At 71.4% G+C, this 25988-nt stretch carries 20 protein-coding genes, 1 tRNA gene and 1 pseudogene; 12 read left to right on the forward strand and 10 right to left on the reverse strand.

From position 1 onward, the window contains the following. Window positions 1–253: 253 nt before the first annotated feature. Both AC0IY0_RS12040 and AC0IY0_RS12045 read right to left on the reverse strand, forming a co-directional pair. Window positions 254–994 (reverse strand): hypothetical protein, encoded by a 741-nt coding sequence (locus AC0IY0_RS12040; RefSeq protein ID WP_147938499.1) that lies wholly within the window; start codon window positions 992–994, stop codon window positions 254–256. A gap of 205 nt (window positions 995–1199) precedes the next feature. Then, on the reverse strand, window positions 1200–2465 hold the full coding sequence (locus tag AC0IY0_RS12045) for a glycosyltransferase family 87 protein (protein ID WP_471763877.1): 1266 nt from the start codon (window positions 2463–2465) through the stop codon (window positions 1200–1202). A 206-nt stretch (window positions 2466–2671) separates the two neighbouring features. Between AC0IY0_RS12045 and AC0IY0_RS12050 the strand changes: the two genes are divergently transcribed. From AC0IY0_RS12050 to AC0IY0_RS12090, 9 genes are all read left to right on the forward strand, one after another. Further along, window positions 2672–3910, forward strand: coding sequence for a glycosyltransferase family protein (locus AC0IY0_RS12050; protein WP_471763896.1), 1239 nt, complete (start codon window positions 2672–2674; stop codon window positions 3908–3910). Continuing rightward, window positions 3907–5187 (forward strand): glycosyltransferase, encoded by a 1281-nt coding sequence (locus AC0IY0_RS12055; protein WP_471763878.1) that lies wholly within the window; start codon window positions 3907–3909, stop codon window positions 5185–5187. Before AC0IY0_RS12050 ends, AC0IY0_RS12055 begins: the two co-directional genes overlap by 4 nt. Further along, window positions 5175–7220 (forward strand): glycosyltransferase, encoded by a 2046-nt coding sequence (locus AC0IY0_RS12060; RefSeq protein ID WP_471763879.1) that lies wholly within the window; start codon window positions 5175–5177, stop codon window positions 7218–7220. Before AC0IY0_RS12055 ends, AC0IY0_RS12060 begins: the two co-directional genes overlap by 13 nt. After that, the gene (locus AC0IY0_RS12065; RefSeq protein ID WP_471763880.1) at window positions 7217–9058 is read left to right on the forward strand and encodes an ABC transporter ATP-binding protein; all 1842 of its coding nucleotides are present in this window, start codon (window positions 7217–7219) and stop codon (window positions 9056–9058) included. Before AC0IY0_RS12060 ends, AC0IY0_RS12065 begins: the two co-directional genes overlap by 4 nt. Beyond that, window positions 9058–9936 carry a hypothetical protein gene (locus AC0IY0_RS12070; protein ID WP_147938494.1) on the forward strand — a complete coding sequence of 293 codons (879 nt, stop codon included), beginning with the start codon at window positions 9058–9060 and terminating at the stop codon, window positions 9934–9936. The genes AC0IY0_RS12065 and AC0IY0_RS12070 overlap by 1 nt, the downstream gene beginning before the upstream one ends. 47 nt (window positions 9937–9983) lie before the next feature. Then, entirely contained in the window at window positions 9984–11975 is a 1992-nt protein-coding gene (locus AC0IY0_RS12075; RefSeq protein WP_471763881.1) for an ABC transporter substrate-binding protein, read from the forward strand. Next, on the forward strand, window positions 11972–12988 hold the full coding sequence (locus AC0IY0_RS12080) for an ABC transporter permease (protein ID WP_147906667.1): 1017 nt from the start codon (window positions 11972–11974) through the stop codon (window positions 12986–12988). Before AC0IY0_RS12075 ends, AC0IY0_RS12080 begins: the two co-directional genes overlap by 4 nt. A 25-nt stretch (window positions 12989–13013) precedes the next feature. Further along, the gene (locus AC0IY0_RS12085; RefSeq protein WP_471763882.1) at window positions 13014–14156 is read left to right on the forward strand and encodes an ABC transporter permease; all 1143 of its coding nucleotides are present in this window, start codon (window positions 13014–13016) and stop codon (window positions 14154–14156) included. 436 nt (window positions 14157–14592) lie between these two features. Next, a complete protein-coding gene (locus AC0IY0_RS12090) occupies window positions 14593–14835 on the forward strand; it encodes a hypothetical protein (RefSeq protein ID WP_471763884.1) in 243 nt (80 codons plus the stop codon). A 29-nt stretch (window positions 14836–14864) separates the two neighbouring features. Here AC0IY0_RS12090 and AC0IY0_RS12095 read toward each other — a convergent pair whose 3' ends face one another. Both AC0IY0_RS12095 and AC0IY0_RS12100 read right to left on the reverse strand, forming a co-directional pair. After that, complete coding sequence (locus AC0IY0_RS12095) at window positions 14865–17081, reverse strand: sensor histidine kinase (protein WP_147906664.1); 2217 nt, start codon at window positions 17079–17081, stop codon at window positions 14865–14867. 55 nt (window positions 17082–17136) lie between these two features. Continuing rightward, on the reverse strand, window positions 17137–17478 hold the full coding sequence (locus tag AC0IY0_RS12100; protein ID WP_246692404.1) for an Rdx family protein: 342 nt from the start codon (window positions 17476–17478) through the stop codon (window positions 17137–17139). Between the two features lie 170 nt (window positions 17479–17648). Here AC0IY0_RS12100 and AC0IY0_RS12105 point away from each other — a divergent pair. Next, a tRNA-Val gene (locus tag AC0IY0_RS12105) sits at window positions 17649–17723 on the forward strand. Between the two features lie 173 nt (window positions 17724–17896). After that, a complete protein-coding gene (locus tag AC0IY0_RS12110) occupies window positions 17897–19429 on the forward strand; it encodes an acyl-CoA carboxylase subunit beta (protein WP_147910619.1) in 1533 nt (510 codons plus the stop codon). A gap of 104 nt (window positions 19430–19533) precedes the next feature. Here the strand turns inward: AC0IY0_RS12110 and AC0IY0_RS12115 are convergent, their stop codons facing one another. Beyond that, window positions 19534–19995, reverse strand: coding sequence for an ABC transporter ATPase (locus AC0IY0_RS12115; RefSeq protein ID WP_419830524.1), 462 nt, complete (start codon window positions 19993–19995; stop codon window positions 19534–19536). 48 nt (window positions 19996–20043) lie between these two features. Then, window positions 20044–20958: a metallophosphoesterase gene (locus tag AC0IY0_RS12120; RefSeq protein ID WP_147910617.1), complete on the reverse strand. Its 915-nt coding sequence runs from the start codon at window positions 20956–20958 to the stop codon at window positions 20044–20046. A 213-nt stretch (window positions 20959–21171) separates the two neighbouring features. Here AC0IY0_RS12120 and hemC point away from each other — a divergent pair, with 213 nt between their 5' ends. Then, the gene (gene hemC, locus AC0IY0_RS12125) at window positions 21172–22095 is read left to right on the forward strand and encodes a hydroxymethylbilane synthase (protein WP_471763885.1); all 924 of its coding nucleotides are present in this window, start codon (window positions 21172–21174) and stop codon (window positions 22093–22095) included. Window positions 22096–22156: 61 nt separating this feature from the next. On the opposite strand, the gene AC0IY0_RS12130 is transcribed toward hemC, so the two are convergent. From AC0IY0_RS12130 to AC0IY0_RS12145, 4 genes and pseudogenes are all read right to left on the reverse strand, one after another. Then, complete coding sequence (locus AC0IY0_RS12130) at window positions 22157–22291, reverse strand: hypothetical protein (protein ID WP_281407127.1); 135 nt, start codon at window positions 22289–22291, stop codon at window positions 22157–22159. A 9-nt stretch (window positions 22292–22300) separates the two neighbouring features. Then, window positions 22301–23371 carry a phytoene/squalene synthase family protein gene (locus tag AC0IY0_RS12135; RefSeq protein WP_419830526.1) on the reverse strand — a complete coding sequence of 357 codons (1071 nt, stop codon included), beginning with the start codon at window positions 23369–23371 and terminating at the stop codon, window positions 22301–22303. After that, window positions 23352–24875 carry a phytoene desaturase gene (locus tag AC0IY0_RS12140; RefSeq protein ID WP_471763887.1) on the reverse strand — a complete coding sequence of 508 codons (1524 nt, stop codon included), beginning with the start codon at window positions 24873–24875 and terminating at the stop codon, window positions 23352–23354. The genes AC0IY0_RS12135 and AC0IY0_RS12140 overlap by 20 nt, the downstream gene beginning before the upstream one ends. Window positions 24876–24951: 76 nt before the next feature. Further along, window positions 24952–25988: pseudogene (locus AC0IY0_RS12145) on the reverse strand (hypothetical protein); the annotation flags it as partial.

The raw sequence follows: 25988 nt of genomic DNA on the forward strand, positions 1-25988 counted from the left end.
AGATGCCTCGTCCGACCTGTATGTCCCGGAGCCCGTATGGGAGAGCGGCTACGTCGCGTTCCGGCATCGACCCCGAACCGTCGGGGGACGTGCCCTCCCGGCTCGCCCCCGGACGGACCTTGCGGGGAGCGCCGCGTCGTCCGTAAGAATCTCGAACCTATAGGGTTGCGGGAGAGGGTCGGAATCTCTCTCCGTTGGACCGGCCCATCGATGAGAACCGCACGGTCGACCCGTCTCGCCGGTTGTTCCCCCGCTACAACCGACCCAAAGCCTTCGCCTGCGGCGCGTGGAGGCTTGTCCAGAGCGAGATGCCCTTCGACCAGGACGGCATGCCCTCGACATGGACCGATGCGCCGTCGTGTGCGTAGGCCTTCGCCTTCTCGAACTCGCCCCAGGCTTTGACGAAGTGATCGACCACGCGATTGCCGGTCTCGACGCCTGACGCCGCGCGGCCCGTGTGCAGCGCCGTCGCGAGGCCCTGATACCGGACCTGCGCCGCAGCGCGCTTCTGCGCCCAGTCGAGGGAGGCCATCTCCTCCGGGCCGGCTCCGTCCAGGACGGTGACCGTCGCCCTGGCGGCAGCCATTTGATCGGTACCGCGGGGATTGGCAGCCTTGGACGCACGCGCCTCGATCGACGTTACCTCGTCTTTGGCCGCCTTCGCCTCCGTGGCGGAGAATAGGCCGCCGTGATCGGTGGCGATGGCGTAGAGGGCCCGGCGGTCGAGAACCTGGATGCGGATCGCGCCGTGCCAATCCTGGTCCGAGGTGCCGGCATCGGCGACCTTGCCAAGTTTCAGATAGCCGGCATCCAGGAATTTCCGGGCGTCGACGGCGACCTGTGAGGCGGATGTCTGGCCCGCGTTCCCCGCGGTGGACGCACGCGTGGCTGTCGCCCTGGCGTATCGATCCGAGCTGGTCGGCGTGGCGGATTTCGCCGCCCCCGCGTGGGAGTGGTAAGAACTGGCTACGGATCGAAAGAAGGCTGAGAACATAGCGATTCGCCCTATGAGCTCAGCGCGAGATCAATAGTCCGATCCGAGAATCGATGAGCTGAAATAAACTCGGATCCGTCGAAATTTTGACTTCGATAAATTTTGGGCTTCGTTCGACTTTGTTTCTGTAACGCAAGACTTCCGGCCACGACGTCGCGTCGCTGTCAAGCGCGGGGTCACGGCGCGAGTGCTGGCGGCGGTCCGCTCAGGCCAGGGCACGTCCCCGTCCGCCTGGGTATCCCCACGGGCGGATCCGTTCGGCGATGCAGGCCAGGGTCGCAAGGCCCAGCGCGAGCCCGAGCGGGAATCCCGTCAGCCCGGCGCATTCGCGCAGGAGCGCGAACAGCGGTGTCGCCAGCAGGAGCGCGCGCTCGTGGCGGCGCAGGCCGCCGGCGCGGTGCGCGGCCAGCACCAGCAGCAGCGTCGCCGGGACCAGCGGGACGAGGTCGTAGACCGGCAGGTAGGGCGAGAGCAGCGGCGCGGCGGCGAGCAGGGCGGCGGCCCGGAGGTCGGCGGCGGCCGGCAGCGTCCAGGCGCGGATCGCGAGGGCGAGCGCCAGGGTGGCGACGAGCGCCTGCAGGGCCCAGGCGGCGGCGATCGGGCCGCCCAGCAGCCGGACGGCCCCGAACGCGCTGGCGTTGAGTTCGAGCCCGGCCGCCGCCTGCTGGAGAATGATGCGGTTGGTTTCCGACAGGGTCCCCAGGAAACCGATCCAGGGCGCGGTGCCGAACAGGGCCAAAGCGGCCAGGCACAGGGCCAGTACCGTGCCCAGGCAGGCAGCCAGGCAGGTGCCGCGGCCGGTGATCAGCAGCAGCAGCGGCGCCAGGGCGGCGAAGTGCGGCTTGTAGGCCAGCAGGCCGAAGCACAGGCCCGCGAGCCAGGGGCGGCGGTCGACCAGCACGGCCCCGACGGTCATGAGCGAGGCCGTGAACAGGCCGTTCTGTCCGTAGGTGAGGTTGCAGAACACCAGCGGATGGGCGAGCGCGATCCAGGCGGCGTCGCGCCGGCCGGCGGCGAACCGCATCGCCCCGGCGAAGACCGCCAGCGACAGGGCGGTCCAGAGCCAGAACGCCGGCTGCGGCTCCAGCGTCGCGAAGGCGGCGGCGGGAATCAGGAACACCGGCGGGTAGTGCCAAGCGAACCGGCAATCCGGCCCGAACGCGGCCTTGAGGTTCTCGAGATGGACCGGGAGATCGTAGGGCTCGCCGCCCCGCCCCTCGAGCGCCGACCGGCCGGCCACCCAGATCTGGCTGAAATCGTTGCCCAGCATGTCGCCGTACCAGTTGCGGCGCGGCTCCGGGCCGGTGCCGAACACGACCGCGACGATGAGGAGCGTCAGCGGCACCAGCACCCGGGCGGCCCGCCGGGCGAAGGCGAGGAGCCGCGCGTCGCTGCCGACGAGGTCCTTGAGATCGGCCCGGAGCGCCGCGAACCGCGACGCCGGCGCTTCGATCGGGATGGGCGCGGACATGGCGGCCTTCGGCAGGGTGCTGGAGCGCGAGCCGCCGACGTAGAGACCGGTTCGGCGTAAGCGAGCGCGTTGCTTCAAGGACTGGGAGCCACTTCTAGGCGACGGCGGTTCCGGCGCCGTTAACGGCGGGGTTTGCCGAACGCGGCGGCTTGTGCGAGACGAGCGCGGCTGCGACATTCGCGCCGTCAACGGGGGCGGCGATGACGATGCGAGCGGACGAGGCCTCCCCCGCCCCCCGGATCCTGATCTACAGCCACGACACGTTCGGGCTCGGCCACCTGCGGCGCTCGCGGGCGATCGCCAACGCCATCGTGGCCAGCAGCCCCGGTGCGCGGGCCATGATCATCTCGGGCTCCCCGGTGGTGGATTGCTACGCGTTCGCGCCCGGCGTCTACACCGTGCGGCTGCCCCCGGTGACGAAGTTCTCCGACGGCGGATACGCGAGCCTCGACGGCACCACGCCGCTCGCCAGCACCGTGGCGCAGCGCACCGCGATCATCGGCCGGACCGACGCGAGCTTCGAGCCGGACCTGATCCTGGTGGACAAGGAACCCGCGGGCTTCCACGGCGAACTGATGCCGGTGCTGGAGCGCGCCGCGGGCCGGGGCACGCGCCTGGTGCTCGGCCTGCGCGACGTGCTCGACGACGCCGACCGCCTCGTGCCCGAATGGGAGCGCAAGGGCGCTGCCGAAATCATGGCCCGGTTCTACGACGAGATCTGGGTCTACGGCCTCAGCCGGATCCACGAGCCCCTGGCGGCCCTGCCGATGGACCCCGAGATGGCCGCGCGGATCGCCGAACGGCTGATCTATACCGGCTATCTCCGCCGGGAGGTCCCTGCGATGCAGGCCGGCCGCGAGGAGCCGGCCGTCGCCCGCGCGCCGTTCGTGCTGGTCACGCCCGGCGGCGGCGGCGACGGCGCGGCGCTGATCGACTGGGTGATCGCGGCCTACGAGGCCGATCCCGGCATCCCCCTGCCCTCGCTGATCGCGTTCGGTCCGTTCCTCGACGATTCGACCCGGGGCGGCTTCACGGCCCGTATCGACCGGCTCGGGGGCCGGATCGCGGCGATCACCTTCGACAGCCAGATCGAGTTCCTGATGCGCAAGGCCGCCGGGGTCGTCGCGATGGGCGGCTACAACACCTTCTGCGAGATCCTGTCCTTCGACCTGCGGGCGATCCTGGTGCCCCGGACCGAGCCTCGCCGGGAGCAGGCGATCCGCGCGCTGGCGGCCGAGCAGCTCGGCCTCGCCCGGGTCCTGCTGGAGGCCGACGGCCGCGCCCCCAAGCGGATGGCCGCCGCGTTGCGCGCCCTGCCGGACCAGAGCGAGCCGTCGCGGGTGCTGGTCCCGGGCCTGCTCGACGGGCTCGACGCGGTCGCGCGCCGGGTCCGGGCCCTGGCCGCGCCGGGCGCGCTGCGGACCCGCGCGCGGGCCTATTCGTGACCGAGACGCGCATCGCGGTGGTGCTCAAGGGCTACCCGCGGCTCTCCGAGACCTTTATCGCCCAGGAGCTGCTGGCACTGGAGCGGCGTGGCCTGTCCCTGGAGATCTGGTCCCTGCGCCGGCCCACCGACCGGGCCCGCCACCCGATGCACGCGGCAATCCGGGCGCCGGCCACCTACCTGCCCGAATATCTGCGCGACGCGCCCCTGCGGGTGTTGCGCGGTCTCGGCTCGGCCCTGACGCGGCGGCGCCTCCCGGCCCTGCTCGCCCTGTTCGCCCGGGACCTTGTCCGCGACCCATCGGCCTCGCGCCTGCGCCGGCTCGGGCAGGCGCTGGTTCTCGCGCGGGAGCTGCCGGCAGAGGTCGGCCACATCCACGTGCACTTCCTGCACACGCCGGCGAGCGTCGCCCGTTACGCCGCGCTGCTGACCGGGCGGCGCTGGAGCTTCTCCGCCCACGCCAAGGACATCTGGACCACGCCGGCCTGGGACCTCACCGAAAAACTCTCCGACGCGGCCTGGGGGGTGACCTGCACCCGCGACGGGCTCGGCCGCCTCGACGCGCTGGCGCCGGGCCGGACGCGGCTGGCCTATCACGGCCTCGACCTATCGCGCTTTCCCGCCCCGCCGCCGGCGCGGGAGCCCCGCGACGGGACCGACCCGGCGGCACCCCTGCGGCTGCTCAGCGTCGGCCGGCTGGTCGCCAAGAAGGGCCACGACGACCTGATCGACGCGCTGGCGGCCCTGCCCCCGGGCCTGCACTGGCACCTCGACCTGATCGGCGGCGGCGACCTGCGTGGCGCGCTCGAAGCCCGGATCCGCGCGCTCGGGCTCCCGGACAGAGTCGCCTTCCGGGGCGCCCAGGCGCAGCCCGCCGTGATCGCGGCGATGCGCGCGGCCGACCTGTTCGTGCTGCCGACCAAGCCCGCCCCCGGCGGCGACCGGGACGGGCTGCCGAACGTGCTGATGGAGGCCGCGAGCCAGGCGCTGCCGATCCTGGCCACCGCCTTCGCGGGCACGCCGGAATTTCTGACCGACGGCAGCCACGCCGTCCTGGTCCCCCCGGGCGACCCGGCGGCGCTGTCGGCGGCCCTGGCGCGGCTTTCCGCCGACCCGGCCCTGCGGCTCCGGCTCGGCGCCGCCGCCCGGGTGCGGCTGGTTCAGGACTTCTCCGAAGACGCCGCCATCGACCTGATCGCGGAGGCCCTGTGCACCTCCGCGGGCCTCGCCGCGCCGGTGAAGGTCCGCGAACCGGATATGGCCGCGTGCGGGTCCTGATCGCGGTCACGCATCTCCTCGGCGCCGGGCATCTCACCCGCGCCGCCGCGCTGGGGCGCGCCTTCGTGGCCTCTGGCCACGACGCCCTGCTGGTCTCGGGCGGCGTCCCGGCGCCGATGGTGCGGCTCAGCGATGTCCGCCTGGTGCAGCTGCCGCCGCTCCGCGTCGCCGGCACCGACTTCGCCCGGCCCCTGGGACCGGACGGCAGCCCGGCCGATCCAGCCCTGTTCGCGCGCCGCCGCGCCCTGATGCTGGACGCGCTGGTGGATTTCGCCCCCGACGCCGTCATCACCGAGCTGTTCCCGTTCGGCCGTCGGGCCTTGGCCGCCGAGTTCCTGGCGCTGGTGGAGGCGGCGCAGGTGCGTCGGCTGCGCCCGCTGGTGCTGGCCTCCCTGCGCGACATCCTGGTCGCCTCCGCGAAGCCGGAGCGCATCGGCGAGGCGCATGACAGGGTCGCGCGGCTCTACGATGCCGTGCTGGTCCACGGCGACCCGGCGCTCGTGCCGCTCGACGCCTCCTGGCCGCTCGATGCCGGAACCGCGGGCAAGATCCGCTACACCGGCTACGTGGACGAGGGGTCCCCGGCCGTGCCGGCGGCGACCCGCGCGGGCGTGCTGGTGGCGGCCGGGTCCGGGCCGGCGGGTCTCGGGCTCCTACGAGCCGCCGCGGACGCGGCCCGGATGCGCCCGTCGCTCGGCTGGCGGATCCTGGCGGGGCACGGCGTGCCGGACCCCGAACTCGCCGCGATCGCCCATGGCTTGCCCGAGGGCACGATCGGGCGCGCCCGGCCCGATTACCGGAGCCTGCTCGCCGGGTCGGCCCTGTCGGTGAGCCAGTGCGGCTACAACACCGCCCTCGACCTCCTGGCGACCGCGACCCCGGCGGTGCTGGTGCCGTTCGAGGCCGGCGGCGAGACCGAGCAGCGGCTGCGCGCGGAATGCCTCGCAGGGCGCGGGCTGGGCCGGGTCCTGCCGGAATCCGAGTTGACCGCGGAATCGCTGCTGCGCGCGATGGATGCTCAGCGCCGAGCCACGCCGCCGGGGCCGCACGGGATCGATCTCGGCGGGACGGCGCGGACGGTCGCGATCGTCGAAGATTTGTTCAGGCTCCACGGGCGGCCGGAGGTGCTCGGTCAGGCGCCGGTCCCCCCTCCTGCACGGGAGGAGGGTTTCGTCGCGCCCTTTGAGAGCCGAGGTTTGAACGTCGTAGCCCGCAATGGGGGGAGGGAGAGCGCCCGGTTGGGCTTCGTCGCCCTCCGAAACGCCCTCGACGAAGCCGCGGCAGGCGGCCGGGGTGTGCGGTTCTGGTGGCGGGACGACGATGCCGTGGCGGCGTCCCCTGCCCTGGACCGGCTGATCGCCCTCGCTGAAGCGCACGGCGTGCCGCTCCTGCTCGCCGCGATCCCGAGTGGCATCGAGCCGTCCCTCGGAGAACGGCTCGCCGTGGCAAAGTCCGTGAGCGTCGCCGTGCACGGACTGGCCCACCACGATCACGCCCCGCCGGGTGAGAAGGCCGCCGAGTTCGGCCCGCACCGTCCGCTCGACGCGCTCGTGGCGGATGCCGCGGCCGGGTTGCGGATAGCCCGCGCGCGCCTGGCCGAGGCGCAGCTGCTGCCGGTCTTCGTGCCGCCCTGGAACCGGTTCGCCCCGGACCTGGCCGCCGCCCTGCCGGGACTCGGCTATCGCGGGCTGTCGGCGGTGCCCGGACCGGCGATCCCGGGGCTCGTCCGGGCCGACGCCACCCTCGACCCCATCGATTGGCGCGGCACCCGCTCGGTGCGCGACCCCGTCACGCTGCTGCACGACCTCGCGGCCGGCATCGCCCGCGATCCGTCCCGCCCGGTCGGCCTGCTTACCCACCACCGCGTCCACGACGCAGCGATCTGGGCCTTCGTGGCCGACCTGCTCGCGGTCCTCCGCGACCATCCGGCCGTGACATGTCTCGATCCCCAAAGCCTATTTTCCGGTGCCATGGTGGAAACCGGCGCTGCGGCATCTAATCTTCCGGTCTCACCCGCTGCGAGGACAGGTTGAGCCCGCTGTTGTCCATCCGCGACCTCGCGGTCACCTTCCGCACGGAGACGGGACCGTTCGCGGCGCTGCACGGCCTGTCGCTCGACGTGATGCGCGGGCGCACCCTGGCGCTGGTCGGCGAATCCGGCTCCGGCAAGTCGGTGACCGCCCAGGCGATCATGGGCATCCTGCCGAGATCGGCCGCGATCGCCGGCGGACAGATCCTGTTCCGCGACGGGCCGGCGGAGATCGACATCGCCCGGCTGGACACCGAGGGCTCGGCGATGCGGGCGATCCGCGGGCAGCGGATCGCCATGATCTTCCAGGAGCCGATGACCTGCCTGTCGCCGCTCCACACGATCGGCGACCAGATCGGCGAAGCCCTGCGCATCCACACCGGCGCGGACCGCCGGGAGGCCGATGTGCGCACGCAGGAAGCCCTGGCCCGGGTCGGCTTTCCGGACCCGAAGCGCGCCTTGAGGACCTACCCGTTCGAGCTGTCCGGCGGCCTCCGCCAGCGCGCCATGATCGCCATGGCGCTGATCCTCAAGCCCGCCCTCCTGGTCGCCGACGAGCCGACCACGGCGCTCGACGTCACCACTCAGGCGCAGATCCTCGCCCTGCTCGCCCGGCTCCAGGACGAGACCGGCATGGCGATCCTGCTGATCACCCACGATCTCGGGGTGGTCGCCAACATCGCACACGACGTCGCCGTGCTGTACCGCGGCCGCCTGGTCGAGGCCGGCCCGCGCGAGACCGTGATGCGCAACCCCGGTCACGCCTACCTTCGCGCGCTGCTCCAAGCCGTGCCGCGGTTCGACATGGCGCCGGGCGAGCGCCTGACCCCGATTCGCCCGGCACGCGCCGAGATCCCGCCGGTGCGGACGCCGGTGAAGCCCGCCGGTCCGCTGCTGCGGGTCGAGGGCGTCAGCAAGAGCTTTACCCTGCGGGCCGGACGCCTGTGGCAGAAGCCCCGGATCGTCCGCGCCGTCTCCGACGTGTCGCTGAGCCTCGCGGCCGGCGAGACCCTGGGGCTGGTCGGTGAATCCGGGTCCGGCAAGACCACGGTCTCGAAGATGATCATGCGGGCACTGCCGCCCGATTCCGGCAAGATCCTGTTCGATGACGGGGGTGGTCCGCGGGACGTCCATGCCCTGTCCGGCGACGCGCTGTTCGCCTACCGGCGCACGGTCCAGTTCGTGTTCCAGGATCCCTACGCATCGCTCGATCCGCGCATGACCGTGCGGCAGATCCTGTCCGAGCCCATGGAGATCCACGGCGTGCCCGCCGCCGAGCGGCGCGCGCGCTGCCGGGAGCTGATGGCGATGGTCGGCCTGGAGGCCAGCGGCCTGGGCCGCTACCCGCACGCCTTCTCGGGCGGGCAGCGCCAGCGGATCGGCATCGCCCGCGCCCTGGCGCCGCGGCCGAGCCTTCTGGTGCTGGACGAGCCGGTCTCGGCGCTGGACGTCTCGGTGCAGGCGCAGATCCTGAACCTGCTCAAGGATTTGCAAGCGGCCCTCGGGCTGTCCTACCTGATCGTCTCCCACAACCTGGCAGTGATCGACTACATGGCGGATACGATCAGCGTGATGTGCCGGGGCCGGATCGTCGAGGAGGCGCCCCGCGCCGCCCTGTTCCGCCGCCCGGTCCATCCCTACACCCGGGCGCTGCTCGCCGCCGTGCCCGACCCGAGCCTCGACCGCCCGCTCGACTTCGCCGCGATCACCGGCGACCAGAACGACCCGACCCGCTGGGCGGAACCCTACCGGCTCGGCCCCGACGAGGCCGGCGCGATGCGGGTGATCGAGGCAGGCCACCGGGTCCGGTTCGGCGCCGCCCAGGACGCGGAGGCCGCGTGATGCAGGGCCGCCCGCCCGTGATGCTCGAACGGCTGCGCCGCAAGGTGCTGGCGCCGCTGTTCGACCGCCTCGGCTACGACCTCGTCCCGGCCGCTCCCGACTGGAGCCACCGCCCGACCTCGCCGCGCGAGGTGACGATCCTGCTCGAATCGGCCGCCGCGATCCTCGAGCGGGATTTTTCCGCCGCCGGCCTCGCGTCGGACGGCGATCTCCTGGACTGGGTCCGGGAGTTCTGGTCCCTGATCCCCACCGCCCCCGTCCGGCAGCGCCGGGGCGGCAGCGGCTTCAACGGCGCGCTCCAGCTCTACGTGACGATGCGGGCGCTGAAGCCGGATGTCGTCATCGAATCCGGGGTGTTCCGCGGGCTCACCACCTGGGTCATCCGCATGGCGCGGCCCGGTGCCCGGATCTTCTGTCACGACCCGAACCTGTCCGGGCTGCAGTACCGCGATCCGCAGGCACGCTACAGCACCGCCGACTGGTCCACGGTGGACTGGTCCGGCATCGATCCCGCCGTCACGGTGGCGTTCTTCGACGACCACGTCGCCCAGGGACGCCGGGTCGTGGAGGCGCAATCCCGCGGCCTGACCCGGCTGTTGTTCGACGACGACGCCGCCGGCCACCGGATCCACGCTCATGGCGGCCCCGCGCACCCGACCATCGCGATGATCACCAGCCCGGACCCCGGCTCCGAGCCGATCCGCTGGACCCGCAACGGCCGCCCGTTCGAGCAGCCGGCCAACGATCCGCTGGTGCGCAAGGCCGGCCGGCTGATCGCCCGCGCGCATGCCTTCGACGACCTGCACCGGGCCACGGGGTACTCGCCGGCGCGGCTGACCTACGTGGCGCTACATCCGGTGGCGGGGGGCGGGTTGTGAGCGCTTTCGACACCCGCGGGGGCCTCCCTGGCCGACTGAACTCTGGCGTGCCCGAACGGGGCGCGGGCCCCTTCTCCGGCACGGGAGAGGGGGGCGGTCGCGGCCTTCTCCAACCGGCACGCGAAACCGATCGCGGCTTTGCGGGGGGAACCGGCGTCTCCCGCCGCGCGCTGATCGCCGGTCTCGGTGCCGCGGCCCTGCTCTACCGCCCGGGCAAGGCATTCGCCGAAAGCCCGCCAGCCGACGCCCCAGCCCCGCCCGAAAAACCCTTCGTGATCGACCTCGCCGCCCGGGGCCGCCGCACCGGCACCGCCGGCGGGACGATCCGGACGCTCATCGCGAAGGCCCGGGACGTCCGCTACCTCTCGGTCTACGGCTACACGCGGCTCGTCGGCTACGATGCCGCCCTGCAGCTGCGGCCCGACCTGCTGGAGCGGATCGACGTGGAGGGCGGGGTGTTCACCTTCACGCTGCGCCAGGGCCACCGCTGGTCGGACGGGCATCCGTTCACCAGTGAGGATTTCCGCTACTACTGGGAGGACGTCGCCAACGAGAAAGCCCTGAGCCCCGAGGGGCCGCCGGTGTTCTTCCTCGTGGACGGCAAGCTCCCGAAGGTCGAATTCCTCGACCCGGTGACGATCCGCTTCAGCTGGGACCGGCCGAACCCGATGTTCCTGCCGGCGCTCGCGGCGCCGCGCGATCCGCTGATCTACCGGCCGGCGCACTACCTCAAGACCGTCCACGCCCGCTACCTCGGCAAGGAGGCGGCCGACGCGAAGGCCAAGGCGCTGAAGCTGCGCGGCTGGGCGGCCCTGCACAACCGCCTCGACGACAATTACGAGCTGAACAACCCGGATTGCCCGACCCTCCAGGGTTGGGTGCCGCGGACCCGCTCGCCGGCCACGCGCTTCCGGTTCGAGCGCAACCGCAGCTACCACCGGGTCGACACCGCGGGGACCCAGCTTCCGTACGTCGACGCGATCGTGATGGACGTCGCCTCGCAGGGACTGCTGGTCGCCAAGACCAATGCCGGCGAGGCCGACCTGATGTTCCGCGGCCTGTCGATGCCGGATATCCCGAGCCTCAAGGAGGGCGAGAAGGCCCACGGCTACCGCACCAACCTGTGGCCGGTGGCCCGCGGCTCCGAGATCGCGCTCTACCCGAACCTCACCACCCGGGATCCCGGCTGGCGGGCGCTGAACCGGGACGTGCGCTACCGGCAGGCCCTGTCGCTCGCCATCGACCGGCGGACGCTCAACAACACGCTGCTGTTCGGGCTGGGCACCGAGGGCAACGACACGATCGTGGCCGACAGCCCGCTCTACACGCCGGAGCTGCGCACGCTCCACGCCGGCTACGACCCGGCCGGGGCCGCACGCCTGCTCGACGCGATCGGGCTCACCGGCCGCGACGGCTCCGGCATCCGCCTGATGCCGGACGGGCGCGCCATGGAGGTCGTGGTCGACAGCGACGGCGAGGCCGAGATGGTGCTGGACGCGCTCCTGCTCATCACCGAGTTCTGGCGCGAGGTCGGCATCCGCCTCGTGACCAAGCCGCAGGAGCGGACCAACCTGCACCGCCGCTCGATCGGCGGCATGACCGTGATGGTCGCAGCTCAAGGCCTCGACCTCGCGGTGCCGACCGCGATCATGCCGCCGACCGAGCTGAGCCCGGCCCAGCCCGAGCACTATGCCTGGCCGCTCTGGAGCGCCGACGTCGAGAGCCGGGGCAAGTCCGGCGAGGCCTGCGACGTCCCGGAGGTCCAGCACCTGCTCGACCTCGACCGGGAATGGCGCCACACGGACGACGCCGAGCGGCAGGCCGCGATTTGGCGCGAGATGCTGATGAACCACGCGCAGAACACCTGGGTGATCGGCACGGTGGCGGGCGCGCTCCAGCCCGTGGTCGCGGCCGACCGCCTCGCCAACCTGCCCGGGCGCGCCCTGTACGCCTGGGATCCCACGGCCCTGATCGGCGTGCAGCGCCTCGACGAGGTGTTCTGGGACAAGGGCGCCGACACGCGCGCGGAGGTCCGGTGATCATCCAGATCCTCCGCCGCATCGTCACCATGGCGGTGACGCTGCTCGTCATCTCCGCCTTGGTGTTCCTCATCATCAAGCTGCCGCCGGGCGACTACCTGACCAACCGGATCATGGAGCTGCGCGCCACCGGCGAAGCGGGCTCCGTGGCCAAGGCCGAGTTGCTGATCCGCCAATACGGGCTCGATCGGCCGGTCTGGGAGCAATACCTGATGTGGATCGGCCTGATGCCGGGACCGGTCGGGTTCTCGGGGCTGCTCCAGGGCGATTGGGGCTGGTCGTTCGAGTACGACAAGCCGGTGGCGGACGTGGTCGGCGACGCCCTGTGGCTGACCCTGCTGATCAACCTGACCGCGGTGGTCTTCGTTCACGTGGTCGCGATCCCGGCGGCGATCTATTCCGCCACCCACCGGCACACAGTCGGGGACGCGGTGGTGACGCTGCTCGGCTATGTCGGGCTCGCCGTGCCGGGGTTCCTGCTGGCGCTGATCCTGCTGTTCTACGCCAACCGCTGGTTCGGCCTGTCGATCGGCGGCCTTTACGATTCGGCGCTGACCAACCAGCCCTGGGACTGGCCCAAGATCCGCTCGCTGCTGGCGCATCTGGTGGTGCCGACCCTGGTGATCGGGCTGGGCGGCACCGCCGCGATGATCCGCCGGATGCGGGCGAACCTGCTGGACGAGCTGGCCAAGCCCTACACGGTTACCGCCCGGGCCAAGGGCCTGCCGCCGATGCGGGCGCTGCTGAAATATCCGTTCCGGATGTCGCTCAACCCGTTCGTGGCCGATATCGGCAACCTGCTGCCGCACCTCGTCTCGGGCTCGGTGCTGGTCTCGCTGGTGCTGAGCCTGCCGACGGTCGGGCCGCTCCTCCTCGACGCGCTCCGCAGCCAGGACCAGTTCATGGCCGGGTTCATCCTGATGTTCGTCGCCGGACTCACGCTGGTCGGCATGCTGATCTCCGACCTGATCCTGGTCTGGCTCGATCCGCGCATCCGCATGGGCGCGCGGTGATGGGCGCGCGGTGACGGAACCGGTGATGCCAGAGACGGCCCGAGGCCACTTCGTCGATCCGGCGCCGTTCGAGCCACAGGCGGTGGGCGAGAACCCCGCCGGCGGCGCTTCGGCCTGGCGGCTGATCGTCCGGAAGTTCCTGCGCCACCGGATCGCCGTGGCCTCGGCGCTGATCCTGCTGGCGCTCTACGCGACGGTGCCGTTCGTGGAGATGTTGGCGCCCTACGGCCAGGCCCGGCGCAACGGCGACTTCCTGCACGCGCCGCCGCAGGGCGTGCACCTGTTCCACGACGGCCGCTTCGTCGGGCCGTTCGTCTATCCCTACCGGGCGCATCTAGACCTCGACACGTTCCGGCGGGACTACGTGGTGGATGCGTCCCAGCCGCAGCCTCTGCGCGTCCTCTGCCGGGGCGATGGCTATGCCTGGCTCGGGCTGATCGCCACCGACATCCACGTCGTCTGCCCGCCGGAGGCCGGTACCCTGTTCCTGCTCGGCACCGACCGGCTCGGGCGCGACCTGTTCTCCCGCATGATCTACGGGGCGCGGATCTCGCTCACGATCGGGCTTGTGGGCGTTGCGATCTCCTTCACGCTCGGCATGCTGTTCGGCGGGATCGCGGGCTATTTCGGCGGGGTGGTCGATGCCGGGGTGCAGCGCCTGATCGAGGTGGTGCGCTCGCTGCCCGAGCTGCCGCTCTGGCTCGCCCTGTCGGCGGCGCTGCCGCCCAACTGGAGCCCGCTGCTCGTCTTCTTCGGCATCACCGTAATCCTCGGCTTGCTCGACTGGCCGGGCCTCGCCCGGGCGGTGCGCGGCAAGCTGCTGGCCCTGCGCGAGGAGGATTTCGTCCAGGCCGCGGAGCTGATGGGCGCCTCGCCGGCCCGGGTGATCGGCCGCCACCTGATCCCGAACTTCATGAGCCACCTGATCGCCTCGGCGACCCTGTCGATCCCGACCATGATCCTGGGTGAGACCGCCCTCTCCTTCCTGGGCCTGGGCCTGCGCCCGCCGGTGACGAGCTGGGGCGTCCTGCTCAACGAGGCGCAGAATCTGGCGGCGGTGCAGCTCTATCCCTGGCTGCTGCTGCCGGTCCTGCCGGTGCTGGTGACGGTGCTGGCCTTCAACTTCATGGGCGACGGGCTGCGGGATGCGGCCGATCCGTATCATTGAGGGTGGGTCGGGGCGGCGGACCGAGGTGTTCCGGGGCATGGATGATCCCCTCGGCCGAAAATGTACTGGAATCTGGTACCTCTCGAGGACCGGTCGTCGCGCTGCGCCATCCGGAATAAGCTGATGGGCCCGACGAAGCGCAGGCATACAGGAAGGTGACTCTTCCAACCTGTCGTTTGGAAGAATGGCGTGACCGGTCGAGTCCCACCGGTCGACCTCGCGAAGCAATACCGAGGATCGAACCGCCATTGGGTCGCTGGTTGAGCAATTTTGCCAAAAATCGCTCAGCATGTGTTCAGTACGAAACAGTCTTAGATGAGATCAATTCGCCGAGCATAATCTCGGCGGATGCGCTCATCTTCGTCGCGTCGCGGCAGGGATGCTTCGTTATCACCAGAAGCGCGACGTGAACCATTGATCTTCGGAAGGACCATCCATGCGTATCGTCGCCTGTATCGCTGCCCTGGTCGTTTCAACGGCTTTTCCAGCCCTGGCCCAGGACTTCCACAGGCAGCGCGAGCTCAACATCCTGAAGGACATCGAGTCCAGCCAGCGGAAGCAGCTTGAGCTTGCCCGCGAGCAGGCCCGGCGGGACAAGGACCGCGCTCGGCGCGAGGAGAATGTGTACGTCAACGCGCAGCGGGACGCGCGGAGCGCCCGCCGGTTCGACCGGCACTGATCGACCGGCCGGTCCATCCCGATACCGCCCTACCCCGCCAACGGCAGCGGCGCGATCCGGGCCGGCGCCGCGGCGCTCTTGCGCTCCAGCAGCCCGGGCGGTGGGACCGGCGCGTCGATCGTGCAGATCACGCCGGTCTCCTCGTAGGTCAATGCCACCTCGCCGGCCAGCTCGCGGGCGAGGCTGCGCTCGATCAGGCGGGAGCCGAAGCCGGTGCGCGTCGGCTTCTTCACCGGCGGGCCGCCGCGCTCGGCCCAGCGCAGGTACAGGCGGATCTCCGCTTCGCGCCGCACCGTCCAGGAGATCTCGACCGTGCCCCCCTCGACCGAGAGGGCGCCGTACTTGACCGCGTTGGTACCGAGTTCGTGCAGCGCCATGGCGATCGATAGCGCGAGCCGCGGCGGCAGGCGCAGGGCTGGGCCGATCACGGCGAAGCGCGACGCGTGTCCGTCCCCGGATTCGAGCGGCCGGATCGCGTCCGCCACGACGGCCGACATCTCCGCGCCCTCCCAGCTCTCGCGGGTGAGCACGTCGTGGACCCGAGCGAGCGCCAGCAACCGCGCCTCGAACGCCGCCCGGGCGGCGTCGGCCTCCGGGCCTTCCAGACCGCGTAAGGATTGGCCGGCGATCGACTGGACAGTGGCCAGGGTGTTCTTCACCCGGTGGTTCAGTTCGTGGATCAGGAGCAGCAGATGCTCCTCGGCGAACTTCGCGTCGGTGATGTCGATGTTGCAGCCGGTGTAGCCGAGGAAGTTCTGGTCGTCGTCGAGGCGCGGCACGCCCTCGCACCGGAGCCAGCGCACGGCCCCGCCCCGGTCGATGACCCGCACCTCGGTGCGGAACGGCGCGCGGGCCTCGAAGGCCTCTGCGAACGCCGCGCGGAAATGCTCGAGGTCGTCCGCGTAGACGATCCGCTCCCAGCCCTCGTTGGTGAGCTCGGCCGCCGGGATCCCGAACATGTGCTCGAAATGCAGGTTGGCGAAGCTGACCCCGCCGGATTCGTCGGTCATCCAGATCAGCGCCGGCGCGGAATCGGCCATGTGGCGGAACCGCGCCTCGCTCTCGCTCAGCGCGGTGAGGCCGCGGCGGGTATCGGCCAGCGCCCGGTCGCGCTCCGCCTCGCGGGTGCGCAGGCGCAGGGACGCGTCCGACAGCACCGCCCCGAGCCGCTGGATCTCGTGGACCGGCGACGGCACCCGGGGGATCGCCTCGCCCCGCGAGAGCGCCGGGCCCGAGGCCGCCAGCAGCCGCAGCGGTCGCGACACCCGGGACCATAGGTTGACCGCCAGGACCGACGACGTGGCGAGCACCAGGAGGCCGAACCCCGCGAACGCCCAGATCCACCGGCGCACCCGGGCGTCGACGAGCGCCTGCGGGATGCTGGTGGCGACCATCCAGCCGGTCAGGCGCGAGCGCGCCTCGATCACCACAACGGGCTTATGCTGGCGGTCCTGGCCCTCCCACACCCCCGGCGTCGCGGTCTGGACCTGGCGCAGGCTCGCGAGCCGGGGCTTGCCGACAACCGCATCCGGGTCCGGCAACCGGGCCAGGACCGTCCCGGCCCGGTCCGAGATACCGGTGGTCCAGCCGGGTACGACCTCGCGGGACAGAATACCCTGGAGGCGCGACAGCGGCACCGTGAAGCTCAGGAGGTAGGCGACCTCGCCCTCGACCATGACGGGCACGCCGACCGCGTAGGTGGCCTCGTTCGGGGTCGGGCCCGGGACGTAGCCGCTGACCATGGCGCGCTGGGCGCCCTGCGCCAGTTCCGGATCGAACGGGAGCGGCATCATCGGCATCGGCGCGCCCCGCGGCACGCCGGTGTTCACGACCTCCTGGCCGTTCGGGCGCCGCAGCAGAACGTCGAGGTCGATCGACTCGCGCACCAGGCGCGCCTGCGCGTCGAACGCCTCGAAGTCGCCCTGCCGGATCCGCGGCGAGGTCGCCAGCGTCTGGAGCACCGAGACGAGGCCGGCGGTGTCGCGGTCGAGCGACAGGCCGATGCCGCGCACGTTCTCGCGTGCATCCTGCTCGAACCGCGCCCGCTCGGCCGAGGCGTAGCGCATCAGCAGGATGCTGGTGAACAGCAGCCCGGGGCCGATCAGCGCCACAACCAGTGCGATCAGGTAGACCTGCGTGGAGAACCCGTTGCGCCCGAACCGGTGCATCCGGCGCGACAGCCACGACCGGCGCGCGGGAAGGACCGCCGGGAGGTTCGCGCCCTCGGCGTCCTGTTCCGGGCTCAAGCGGCGCCCGTCCCCGGCACGCGGTGCCCCGCGGGCTCCTCGCCGTTCCCTCGCTTCATGACCGGTCGATATGGCCGAGATCGCGCCCCGGGTCGAGGTGGTCGCGCACCCGTTGCTTGAGGGCTTTGACGTCCGGAAACCCGCCGTCGCGGACCCGCTCCCATAGGAGGATCCCGGCGATCTCGATCCGGAACGCACCGCCCGTGGCGGGCACGAGGGCGACCTCGCCGAGATCGTCGCGGAATGTCGAGAGCAGCTCCTGCGCCATCCAGGCGGAGCGCAGCAGCCAGTTGCACTGCGTGCAATAGGTGATCGCGACGCGCGGCCCGGCCGGGCGCAGGCCGTCCTCCCTGGTCACGTCGCTGTCGGACGGATCGCCCGCTTGCTTCTCGTGCATGCGGCCACAGCGCATTGCGGCGCCGTCCTTGTCAACCTCACCCACCGGAACGGCGCGCGCGGCGCTTGACGTTTCGGGTCGGCGCGCCCTAGAAGGCCCGGCATCCGGTCGCGGCCTGCTTCAGGCGCGTACGACCGCGGTGGTTCCGCCCCCGGGCGGCACACCGGCACGGACGGTTAGCACAGCGGTAGTGCGTTCCCTTCACACGGGAAAGGTCGCAGGTTCGATCCCTGCACCGTCCACCATTCTTCCCTCCCCCGCTGCCCACCCTCCCCCCGAAGGTCCGACGCGCCGGACGCGGGCGTCGGTTTGCCACCTGAAACGCCCGTGCTAAGGCCGCTGGATCGGTGAACGCACAAGCTTCGACCCGGCCTCAACCGGGCAAGGCGGCACGAGCAGGGTAAGGGCGGGAACAGCCATGAAGGACATCCTCGACAAGCTCGCTGAGCGGCGGGCCCAGGCGCGTCTGGGCGGCGGCGAGAAGCGCGTCGAGGCCCAGCACAACCGCGGCAAGCTCACGGCGCGCGAGCGGATCGAACTCCTCCTCGACCACGGGTCGTTCGAGGAGTTCGACATGTTCGTGCAGCACCGCTCCACCGATTTCGGCATGGAGAAGCAGAAGGTGCCCGGCGACGGCGTGGTCACCGGCTGGGGCACGATCAACGGCCGCACGGTCTTCCTGTTCTCGAAGGACTTCACGGTGTTCGGCGGCTCCCTGTCGGAGGCGCACGCGCAGAAGATCGTGAAGGTGCAGGACATGGCGCTGAAGATGCGCGCCCCGATCATCGGCATCTTCGATGCCGGCGGCGCCCGCATCCAGGAGGGCGTCGCGGCGCTCGGCGGCTACGGCGAGGTGTTCCGCCGGAACGTCATGGCCTCGGGCGTGATCCCGCAGATCTCGGTGATCATGGGCCCGTGCGCGGGCGGCGACGTCTACTCGCCGGCCATGACCGACTTCATCTTCATGGTCCGCGACACGAGCTACATGTTCGTGACCGGCCCCGACGTGGTGAAGACCGTCACCAACGAGGTCGTGACCGCGGAGGAACTCGGCGGCGCCAAGGTCCACACCAGCAAGTCCTCCATCGCGGACGGCGCCTTCGAGAACGACGTCGAGGCGATCCTGCAGATCCGCCGCCTGCTCGACTTCCTGCCGGCCAACAACATCGAGGGCGTGCCGGAACTCGAGAGCTTCGACGACGTCGACCGGCTCGACATGTCGCTCGACACCCTGATCCCCGACAACCCGAACAAGCCCTACGACATGGGCGAGCTGATCCGCCGGGTCGTCGACGAGGGCGACTTCTTCGAGATCCAGGCGGCCTACGCCCGCAACATCATGACCGGGTTCGGCCGGATCGAGGGCCGCACCGTCGGGTTCGTCGCCAACCAGCCGATGGTGCTGGCCGGGGTTCTGGATTCGGATGCGTCCCGCAAGGCCGCGCGGTTCGTGCGCTTCTGCGACGCCTTCGCGATCCCGATCGTCACCTTCGTGGACGTGCCGGGCTTCTTGCCGGGCACCGCGCAGGAATATGGTGGCCTGATCAAGCACGGCGCCAAGCTTCTGTTCGCCTATTCCCAGGCGACGGTGCCGCTGGTGACGATCATCACCCGCAAGGCCTTCGGCGGCGCCTACGACGTAATGGCCTCCAAGCACGTCGGCGCCGACCTGAACTATGCCTGGCCCACCGCGCAGATCGCCGTGATGGGCGCCAAGGGCGCGGTGGAGATCATCTTCCGCAGCGAGCTCGGCGACCCGGACAAGATCGCCGCCCGCACCGGCGAATACGAGGACCGCTTCCTGTCGCCGTTCGTGGCGGCAGAGCGCGGCTACATCGACGAGGTGATCATGCCCCACTCGACCCGCAAGCGGATCGCCCGGGCGCTGGGAATGCTCCGCACCAAGGAGATGGAGCAGCCCTGGAAGAAGCACGACAACATCCCGCTCTGAGGCGGAGAAGCGGGTCGGCGGCTCCGGTCGCCGACCTGACGTCGTGCAGGCCGACACCTTACCGGATGCGGCTGATCCAGCCGATGTGGAAGACGTGTCGCGCCTCAGCTCCGGTCGCTGTGCTCGATCACCGCGCACAGCGTCAGCGGACCCTTGTCGGGCGAGACCATGGCCGAGCAGGTGATCCGGGCGCCGCCCAGGTCGACGTTGCTGTGGCGCAGGCGGACGGACGCGGCCTGGGCCTTGTGCGCCGCCTCGGTGATGGTCGCGGCATCAATGCCGGTCACGGCGTGGCCGGCCCGTCCGAAGGTCTCGAAATACACCTCCGGGGGACTGGCCCCGCGATACTGCGCGCCGACCGAGGACAGGTCCGGGCTGCCGCAGGCGAGCGACAGGGTCATGTCGGGGCCGTCCGCGAAGCTGGCGTAGTCGCTGCGCCGCTCCGTCACCTTCGCGGCGGTCGCCGCCGTCACCTTGTCGATCAGGGTGTCGCAGGATTGGGCCCGAGCCGTGCCGGAGCCGGCCGCGAGGATCGTGAGGGCGAGGACGGGAAGGAGCGTGCGCATGGCCGATAGCTAGCGCAGCGCGAACACGAAAGACGCGTGGCGCGGCGTTCAGGCGCGGGGTGGCTCGGCGGCGCCGCCAAGTTCGAGAAGAACGATCTCCGGCGGCACGCCGAAGCGCACCGGGATCCGGCTCATGCCGAAGCCGCCGGACACGATCAGGTGGCGCCCGTCCTGGATGACGTGGCCATAGGCGTAATCGTGGCCCCGGACCCGCCGGATCGCCGGGGAATGGCCGAACAGCCGGACCTGGCCGCCGTGGGTGTGGCCGGAGAGCGTCAGCGAGACCCGGTCGGGGACGGCGGCGAAGATGTTGGGCTCGTGGGCCATGAGGATCACCGGCGCGTCGTCGGTGATCGTCCCGAGGGTGGCGGGCAGGTCGTCGAGTCCCTCGTCCTGGCTGTTGTAGAACGGCTGCTGGTCGGCGAGGCCGGCGAGCCAGAACGGACGCCCGTCCTTCACCAGCCGCAGCGTCTCGTTCTCCATCACCGGGATGCCGCGAGCCTCCAGCAGGTGCTTCACCGCGGGCGAGCCGCGGCGGGAGCGCTGGACGGCGTGGTCGTCCCACCAATCGTGGTTGCCCAGGATGGCGTGGGTCCCGAGGGGCGCCTTCAATCCCTCGACCATCCGGGCGAATTGCGCGAGTGGGAGCTTGCGCCACGCGATCTTGCCGGCCGGGTAGTCGCCGAGCATCAGCACGAGGTCGGGCTTCAGGGCATTGGTGGCGTCGATGATCTCCGCCACCCGGTCGAACGGCATGTACGGCTCGCAGATGTGGAAATCCGCCAGCACCGCCACGCGCAGGTGCAGGGCGGGGTCCCAGCGCGGCAGGACCGGCGCGTAGGTCGTCACCACCAGCCGGTGCAGCGGCTCGACGTCGAAGGCGTAGACGCCCGTCCCGGCGAGCAGGCCGGCGCCAGCGCCAAGCCCGGTCAGGAACTGCCGGCGGCTCGGCACGATCAGCATGGAGATGTCCGTCGGTGTGGAAGGGTCCGGCACCCGCGCCGGACCGGGAGCGCGTCTAGGCGTCCAGTCCGGCGAAACCGGGGCGGTATCGCGCCGGGCGGACCCTCGCACGAAGCCGGTTCAGCAAGTCTAAAACCTGTCCCGGAGCAATGGCCTGCGGCCGCAGGCAGGCTATAAGATCTGGCATACGCCCCAAGAAACGTCCGGATCCCAATGTTGAACCGTCCCCTGCGCATCGGCACCCGCGGCAGCCCGATGGCGCTCGCACAGACCGGGATGGTGCGCGACAAGATCGTGGCGGCCAATCCCGGGCTGGAGACCGAACTCGTGGTGGTCACCACGGTGGCCGACAAGATCCTGGATCGCCCGCTCTCCGAGATCGGCGGCAAGGGGTTGTTCACCAAGGAACTCGAGCAGGCCCTGTTCGCCGATGAGGTCGATGTCGCGGTCCACTCCATGAAGGACGTGGAGACCTGGCTGCCGGACGGGCTGGTGATCGCCTGCATCCTGGAGCGCGACGACCCGCGCGACGCGTTCCTGTCACCGCATGCGGACGGGCTCGCGGGCCTTCCGCACGGCGCACGGGTCGGCACCTCGTCGCTGCGGCGGGGCGCGCAGGTTCTGATGCACCGGCCGGACCTGAAGGTCGTGCCGCTGCGCGGCAACGCCAACACCCGGATGCGCAAGCTGGAATCCGGCGAATGCGACGCGACGCTGCTGGCGCTCGCCGGGCTGCAGCGCCTCGGCCTTCAGGACATGGCGCGCAGCGTCCTCTCGGTCGAGGAGATGCTGCCCGCGGTGGCGCAGGGCGCCCTCGGGATCGAGTGCCGGGCCGACGACGCGGCGGTTCGCGCCCTGCTGGCGCCGATCGCCTGCGCCCGCACCACCACCGTGATCGCGGCCGAGCGGGCGCTGCTTGCCGAACTCGACGGCTCGTGCCGGACGCCGATCGCCGCACTGGCGCAGATCGAAGGCGATACCCTCACGCTCGACGGTCTGCTGTTCCTGCCCGACGGCAGCCGGCACTGGTCGGTCTCCCGGCAGGGCCCGGCCACGGAGGCCGAGCGGATCGGCCGCGAGGCCGGCGCCGTGCTGAAGGAGGCCGCCGGGGACACCTACACGCACCACCTGCAATAGGGTGGGAACGTCCGCGAGGAGGTGCAGAGGCGCCGCATAGGCCAAGCGATCAGGAGCACGATTACTCCCGCTCGTCACCCCGCTCGCGATCCCTGCGGATGCTGCGGCGGACGGCGATGAGCTGCCAGAGGCCGATCCCGAAGGCGAGCGCGAAGACCAGCCCGATATCGAAGGCCGCGAACAGGCCGTCGCTCATCGGCACGCCTCACGACGGCGCGGAGCGGCCGAAGGCCTCGCGCTCGCGCATCCGCTCGATCAGTTCCAGCACGTGCGCGACCCGGCCGCCGACATCCCACCAGGGCCGCAGCACGGAGTGCCTGCGATCCGGCATCGGGGGCTGATTCAGCACGGCGTCGATCAGGAACGCCACCTGCGGCAATGGTGGCGCCGCGAGGCTGGGTGTCGCCGGACCGGAGCGCAGGGCGCGGGCGATCAGGGCGAGCTTGCGGGGCGTCCCGACCCGGGCCCGGGTGCGGACGGAATCGTAGCCTTGCAGCGCCACGACCCGGCCGATCTCGGCATAGATCAGGGCAGCGGAGCGGATCGCGGGGCGGCAGGGGGATGGCAGCGCCGCGATGCCGGCCCCGGCTCGCCGGTACAGGCCATCGGCCTCGGTGAGCAACCGGGCCACGATGCCGGCGAGCGCCGGGCTGGGCTGCGGATCGGCCAGGAAGGCGTCCGGGTCGAGCCCCGCCTCGTTCATCCAGTCGAGCGGCAGGTAGAGCCGGCCCATCCGGGCATCCTCGCCGACATCGCGGGCGATGTTGGTGAGTTGCATGGCGGCGCCGAGATCGCAGGCGCGGGCGAGCGCGTCGGGGGAGCGCGCGCCCATGATCAGCGCCATCATGGCCCCGACCGAGCCCGCGACCCGGGCCGCGTAGGCATGGAGCGCCGCGATGTCGGCGTAGCGCCGGCCCTCGGCGTCCCAGGCGAAGCCCTCGATCAGCGCGTAGGGCAGCGCCTCGGGGATCGCGTAGGCGCCGACGATCTCCGAAAACGCCCGGTCGGCGGGCGCGTCGGCGGGGTTGCCGGCGTAGGCCCGTGCGACCCGGTCGCCGAGGCGCACCACGGCGTCGCGGCGAGCGGACGGGTCGGCGGCCTCGTCGACGAGGTCGTCCGACAGCCGGCAGAAGGCGTAGAGCCCGTAGGCCGCCTCGCGGACCTCGCCGGGCAGCAGCCGGCCGGCCGCGAAGAAGCTCTTCGAGCCGGCGCGGATCGCCTGCCGACAGGCTGTGCGGTCGGCGGCCGCGGCGAATTCAGGCGGAAACGCGGGCATCCGGGACCACAAGATCGAGGATTCGGGCAGAGGAGAGCACGCCGGGCAGGCCGGCGCCCGGATGGGTACCGGCGCCGACCAGGTAGAGGTTGCGCACGTCGCTCGACCGGTTGTGCGGGCGGAACCACGCGGATTGCGTCAGCACCGGCTCCAGGCCGAAGCCGGATCCCCGGTAGCTCTGGAAGTCGTCCTGGAATTCCAGCGGCGTCGTCACCTTCGAGGTGACGATGGCCTCCGAAAGGCCCGGCATCACGCTGGATTCGAGCATCTCGGCGATCCGGCGCCGGTACGGCTCGGCCAACGCACGCCAATCCTGACCGCCGGCCAGGTTCGGCACGGGGGCCAGCACGTAGAAGGCGTCGCAGCCGGGCGGCGCGAGGCTCGGATCCGTGGCGGTGGGCCGGTGCAAGTAGAGGCTCGCATCGTCGGCCAGCACCTTGCTGTCGAAGATGTCGGAGAGCAGCCCGCGATAGCGCGGACCGAGCAGGATCGTGTGGTGGGCGACGTCCGGATAGCGACGCTTGGTGCCGAAATACCAGACGAACAGGCCCATGGAGGAACGCGCCCGCTGCAGCCGCCCGGGGCTCCAGCGCCGGGGCTTCGGCAGCAGCCGCGCATGCGTCACCGCCGAATCGGCGTTCGAGACCACGAGGTCGGCCGCGATCGTCTCGCCGCCCGCAAGCTCGACCCCGGTGGCGGTCCCGTTCTCCACGCGGATGCGGGCGACGTCGACGCCGAGCCGGACCCGCCCGTTCTGGCCGCGAATCAACCGGACGAGCCCATCGACCAGCTTGCCGGTGCCGCCCATGGCGAAGTGCACGCCCCAGCGCCGCTCGAGGTCGGCGATCAGGCAGTAGATCGCGCTGGCCCGGAACGGATTGCCGCCGATCAGCAGCGGGTGGAAGCTGAACACGGTGCGCAGCCGGTCGTCGCGGACGAAGCGCGCCACCACGTCGTGGACCGAGCGGTGGCCCGACAGGCGCAGAAGGTCCGGGGCGATCTTGAGCATCGACCCGATGCTGCCGAACGGGACGTGCCCGAGCTGCTCGAAGCCGATGCGGCAGACCGAGCGGCTGTGCGCCATGAAGCGTTCGTAGCCGGCGACGTCGTCCGGGGCGAAGCGCGCCACCTCGGCCCGCATTCGCTCGGGATCGCCGCTGTATTCGAAGGTTTCACCGTCGGCGAAGCGGATCCGGTAGAACGGGTCGATCGGCACCAGGGCGACATCGTCGGAGAGGCGCCGGCCGGCGAGCTGCCACAGCTCCTCGAACAGCTGCGGCGCGGTGACGATGGTCGGCCCGGCATCGAAGGTGAAGCCGTCCTGCCGGTGGACCCGGGCGCGGCCGCCCGGCTGCTCCAGGCGTTCCAGCACGGTGACCCGGTAGCCCCGCGCGCCGAGCCGGACGGCCGCGGCGAGACCGCCGAAGCCTGAGCCGACGACGACCGCGTGCGGTCGCCGATCCGTCTCGTGCCGCCCCGACTGCTCGACCGCGAGTGTCAACATAAGTTGACACTATGCCGGGGAATTTCCCGGGCGCAAGGCCGAAACGTCGTTCCGGCCCCGCGGCGTCGTATCGCCGTCAGAACTCGCCGGCCAGACCGGCGCGGACACCGACGTTGCTCTCGCCCGCGTAGGCGACGCCGGCCGTGACCGCGATCGGCACGCAGCAGGTCGGCAGCCGGTGCGCCACGGCGACGCCGCCTGCCCATTCGCCGCGATAGGTCGCGCCGTTGGTGGCCCAGGTGGTCTTGCCGGGAGCCGAGGGCATGGGTGCGGTCGCCATCGCGATCGCCATGGCCACGCCCTGCCGCGACTCCTTGCGGGTCTGGACCGCGTAGCGCTGCATCGTGTCGGTCTTGGCCTCCAGGTTGTTGACCTGGGACTGGACCGAATCGATCCGGTTGCCCAGCCCGGCGATGGTCGAGGGGCCGTAGGCCGAGGCCGCGAGGTTGCCGCTGGCGTCCGTGGTCACGAAGGCCGTCGCCCCGCTCTGCGCCGCCGCACTCGCCTGCGAGGCGACGCCCGCCAGGGTGTAGGTGTTGGCCGCGTTGCCGATCGCCACCTGGTTGGCCTGGGTGGTCTTGACGTTGGCCCCGATGGCGATGGTGTTCGCCTGGTTGGCGGCCGCGCCGTTGCCCAACGCGACGCTGTTGTTGCCCGCAGCCGAGGCCGCCGCGCCGATCGCGGTGGATCCCGTGCCGGTCGCGCCGGCGACGAAGCCGAGCGCCGTGCTGCCCGCTCCGGACGCCGCGGATGCGGTGCCGACCGCCGTGCCGCCCAACCCCTGTGCGCTCGCCGCGTAGCCGACGGCGACGCTGCCGGTGTTGACTGCGGATGCCCCGGTTCCGACCGCGGTCGACGCCGTCCCGGCCGCGCTCGATCCGAAGCCCACCGCGATGGCATCGCCGCCCACGGCGACGGGGGCCGCGAGGGCGCTGGTGTTGTTGGCCGCGATCCCCGTGGCGCTCGACAGCTGCGAGAGCCGCAGGTCGGCGATGAAGGTCTGGCCCTGGGACTGCGTGACGTTGCCGGTCACGATGTAGATGCCCTGTCCGCTGCCGCCGCCGCCACCGCCAGCGGTCCCGCCCGCGCCACCGGCCCCGGTCAGGGCCTGCT

It is taken from the genome of Methylobacterium sp. AC315 (genome assembly GCF_979253755.1).

Bases quoted from the DNA above. Each gene is read 5' to 3' on its own strand.
- AC0IY0_RS12070 (WP_147938494.1), top strand. From the start codon at position 9,058: ATGCAGGGCCGCCCGCCCGTGATGCTCGAACGGCTGCGCCGCAAGGTG.
- AC0IY0_RS12045 (WP_471763877.1), bottom strand. From the start codon at position 2,465: ATGTCCGCGCCCATCCCGATCGAAGCGCCGGCGTCGCGGTTCGCGGCG.
- AC0IY0_RS12100 (WP_246692404.1), bottom strand. From the start codon at position 17,478: ATGCACGAGAAGCAAGCGGGCGATCCGTCCGACAGCGACGTGACCAGG.
- AC0IY0_RS12040 (WP_147938499.1), bottom strand. From the start codon at position 994: ATGTTCTCAGCCTTCTTTCGATCCGTAGCCAGTTCTTACCACTCCCAC.
- AC0IY0_RS12115 (WP_419830524.1), bottom strand. From the start codon at position 19,995: ATGCGCACGCTCCTTCCCGTCCTCGCCCTCACGATCCTCGCGGCCGGC.
- AC0IY0_RS12140 (WP_471763887.1), bottom strand. From the start codon at position 24,875: ATGTTGACACTCGCGGTCGAGCAGTCGGGGCGGCACGAGACGGATCGG.
- hemC (WP_471763885.1), top strand. From the start codon at position 21,172: ATGTTGAACCGTCCCCTGCGCATCGGCACCCGCGGCAGCCCGATGGCG.
- AC0IY0_RS12090 (WP_471763884.1), top strand. From the start codon at position 14,593: ATGCGTATCGTCGCCTGTATCGCTGCCCTGGTCGTTTCAACGGCTTTT.
- AC0IY0_RS12120 (WP_147910617.1), bottom strand. From the start codon at position 20,958: ATGCTGATCGTGCCGAGCCGCCGGCAGTTCCTGACCGGGCTTGGCGCT.
- AC0IY0_RS12130 (WP_281407127.1), bottom strand. From the start codon at position 22,291: ATGAGCGACGGCCTGTTCGCGGCCTTCGATATCGGGCTGGTCTTCGCG.
- AC0IY0_RS12135 (WP_419830526.1), bottom strand. From the start codon at position 23,371: ATGCCCGCGTTTCCGCCTGAATTCGCCGCGGCCGCCGACCGCACAGCC.
- AC0IY0_RS12050 (WP_471763896.1), top strand. From the start codon at position 2,672: ATGCGAGCGGACGAGGCCTCCCCCGCCCCCCGGATCCTGATCTACAGC.
- AC0IY0_RS12085 (WP_471763882.1), top strand. From the start codon at position 13,014: ATGCCAGAGACGGCCCGAGGCCACTTCGTCGATCCGGCGCCGTTCGAG.
- AC0IY0_RS12110 (WP_147910619.1), top strand. From the start codon at position 17,897: ATGAAGGACATCCTCGACAAGCTCGCTGAGCGGCGGGCCCAGGCGCGT.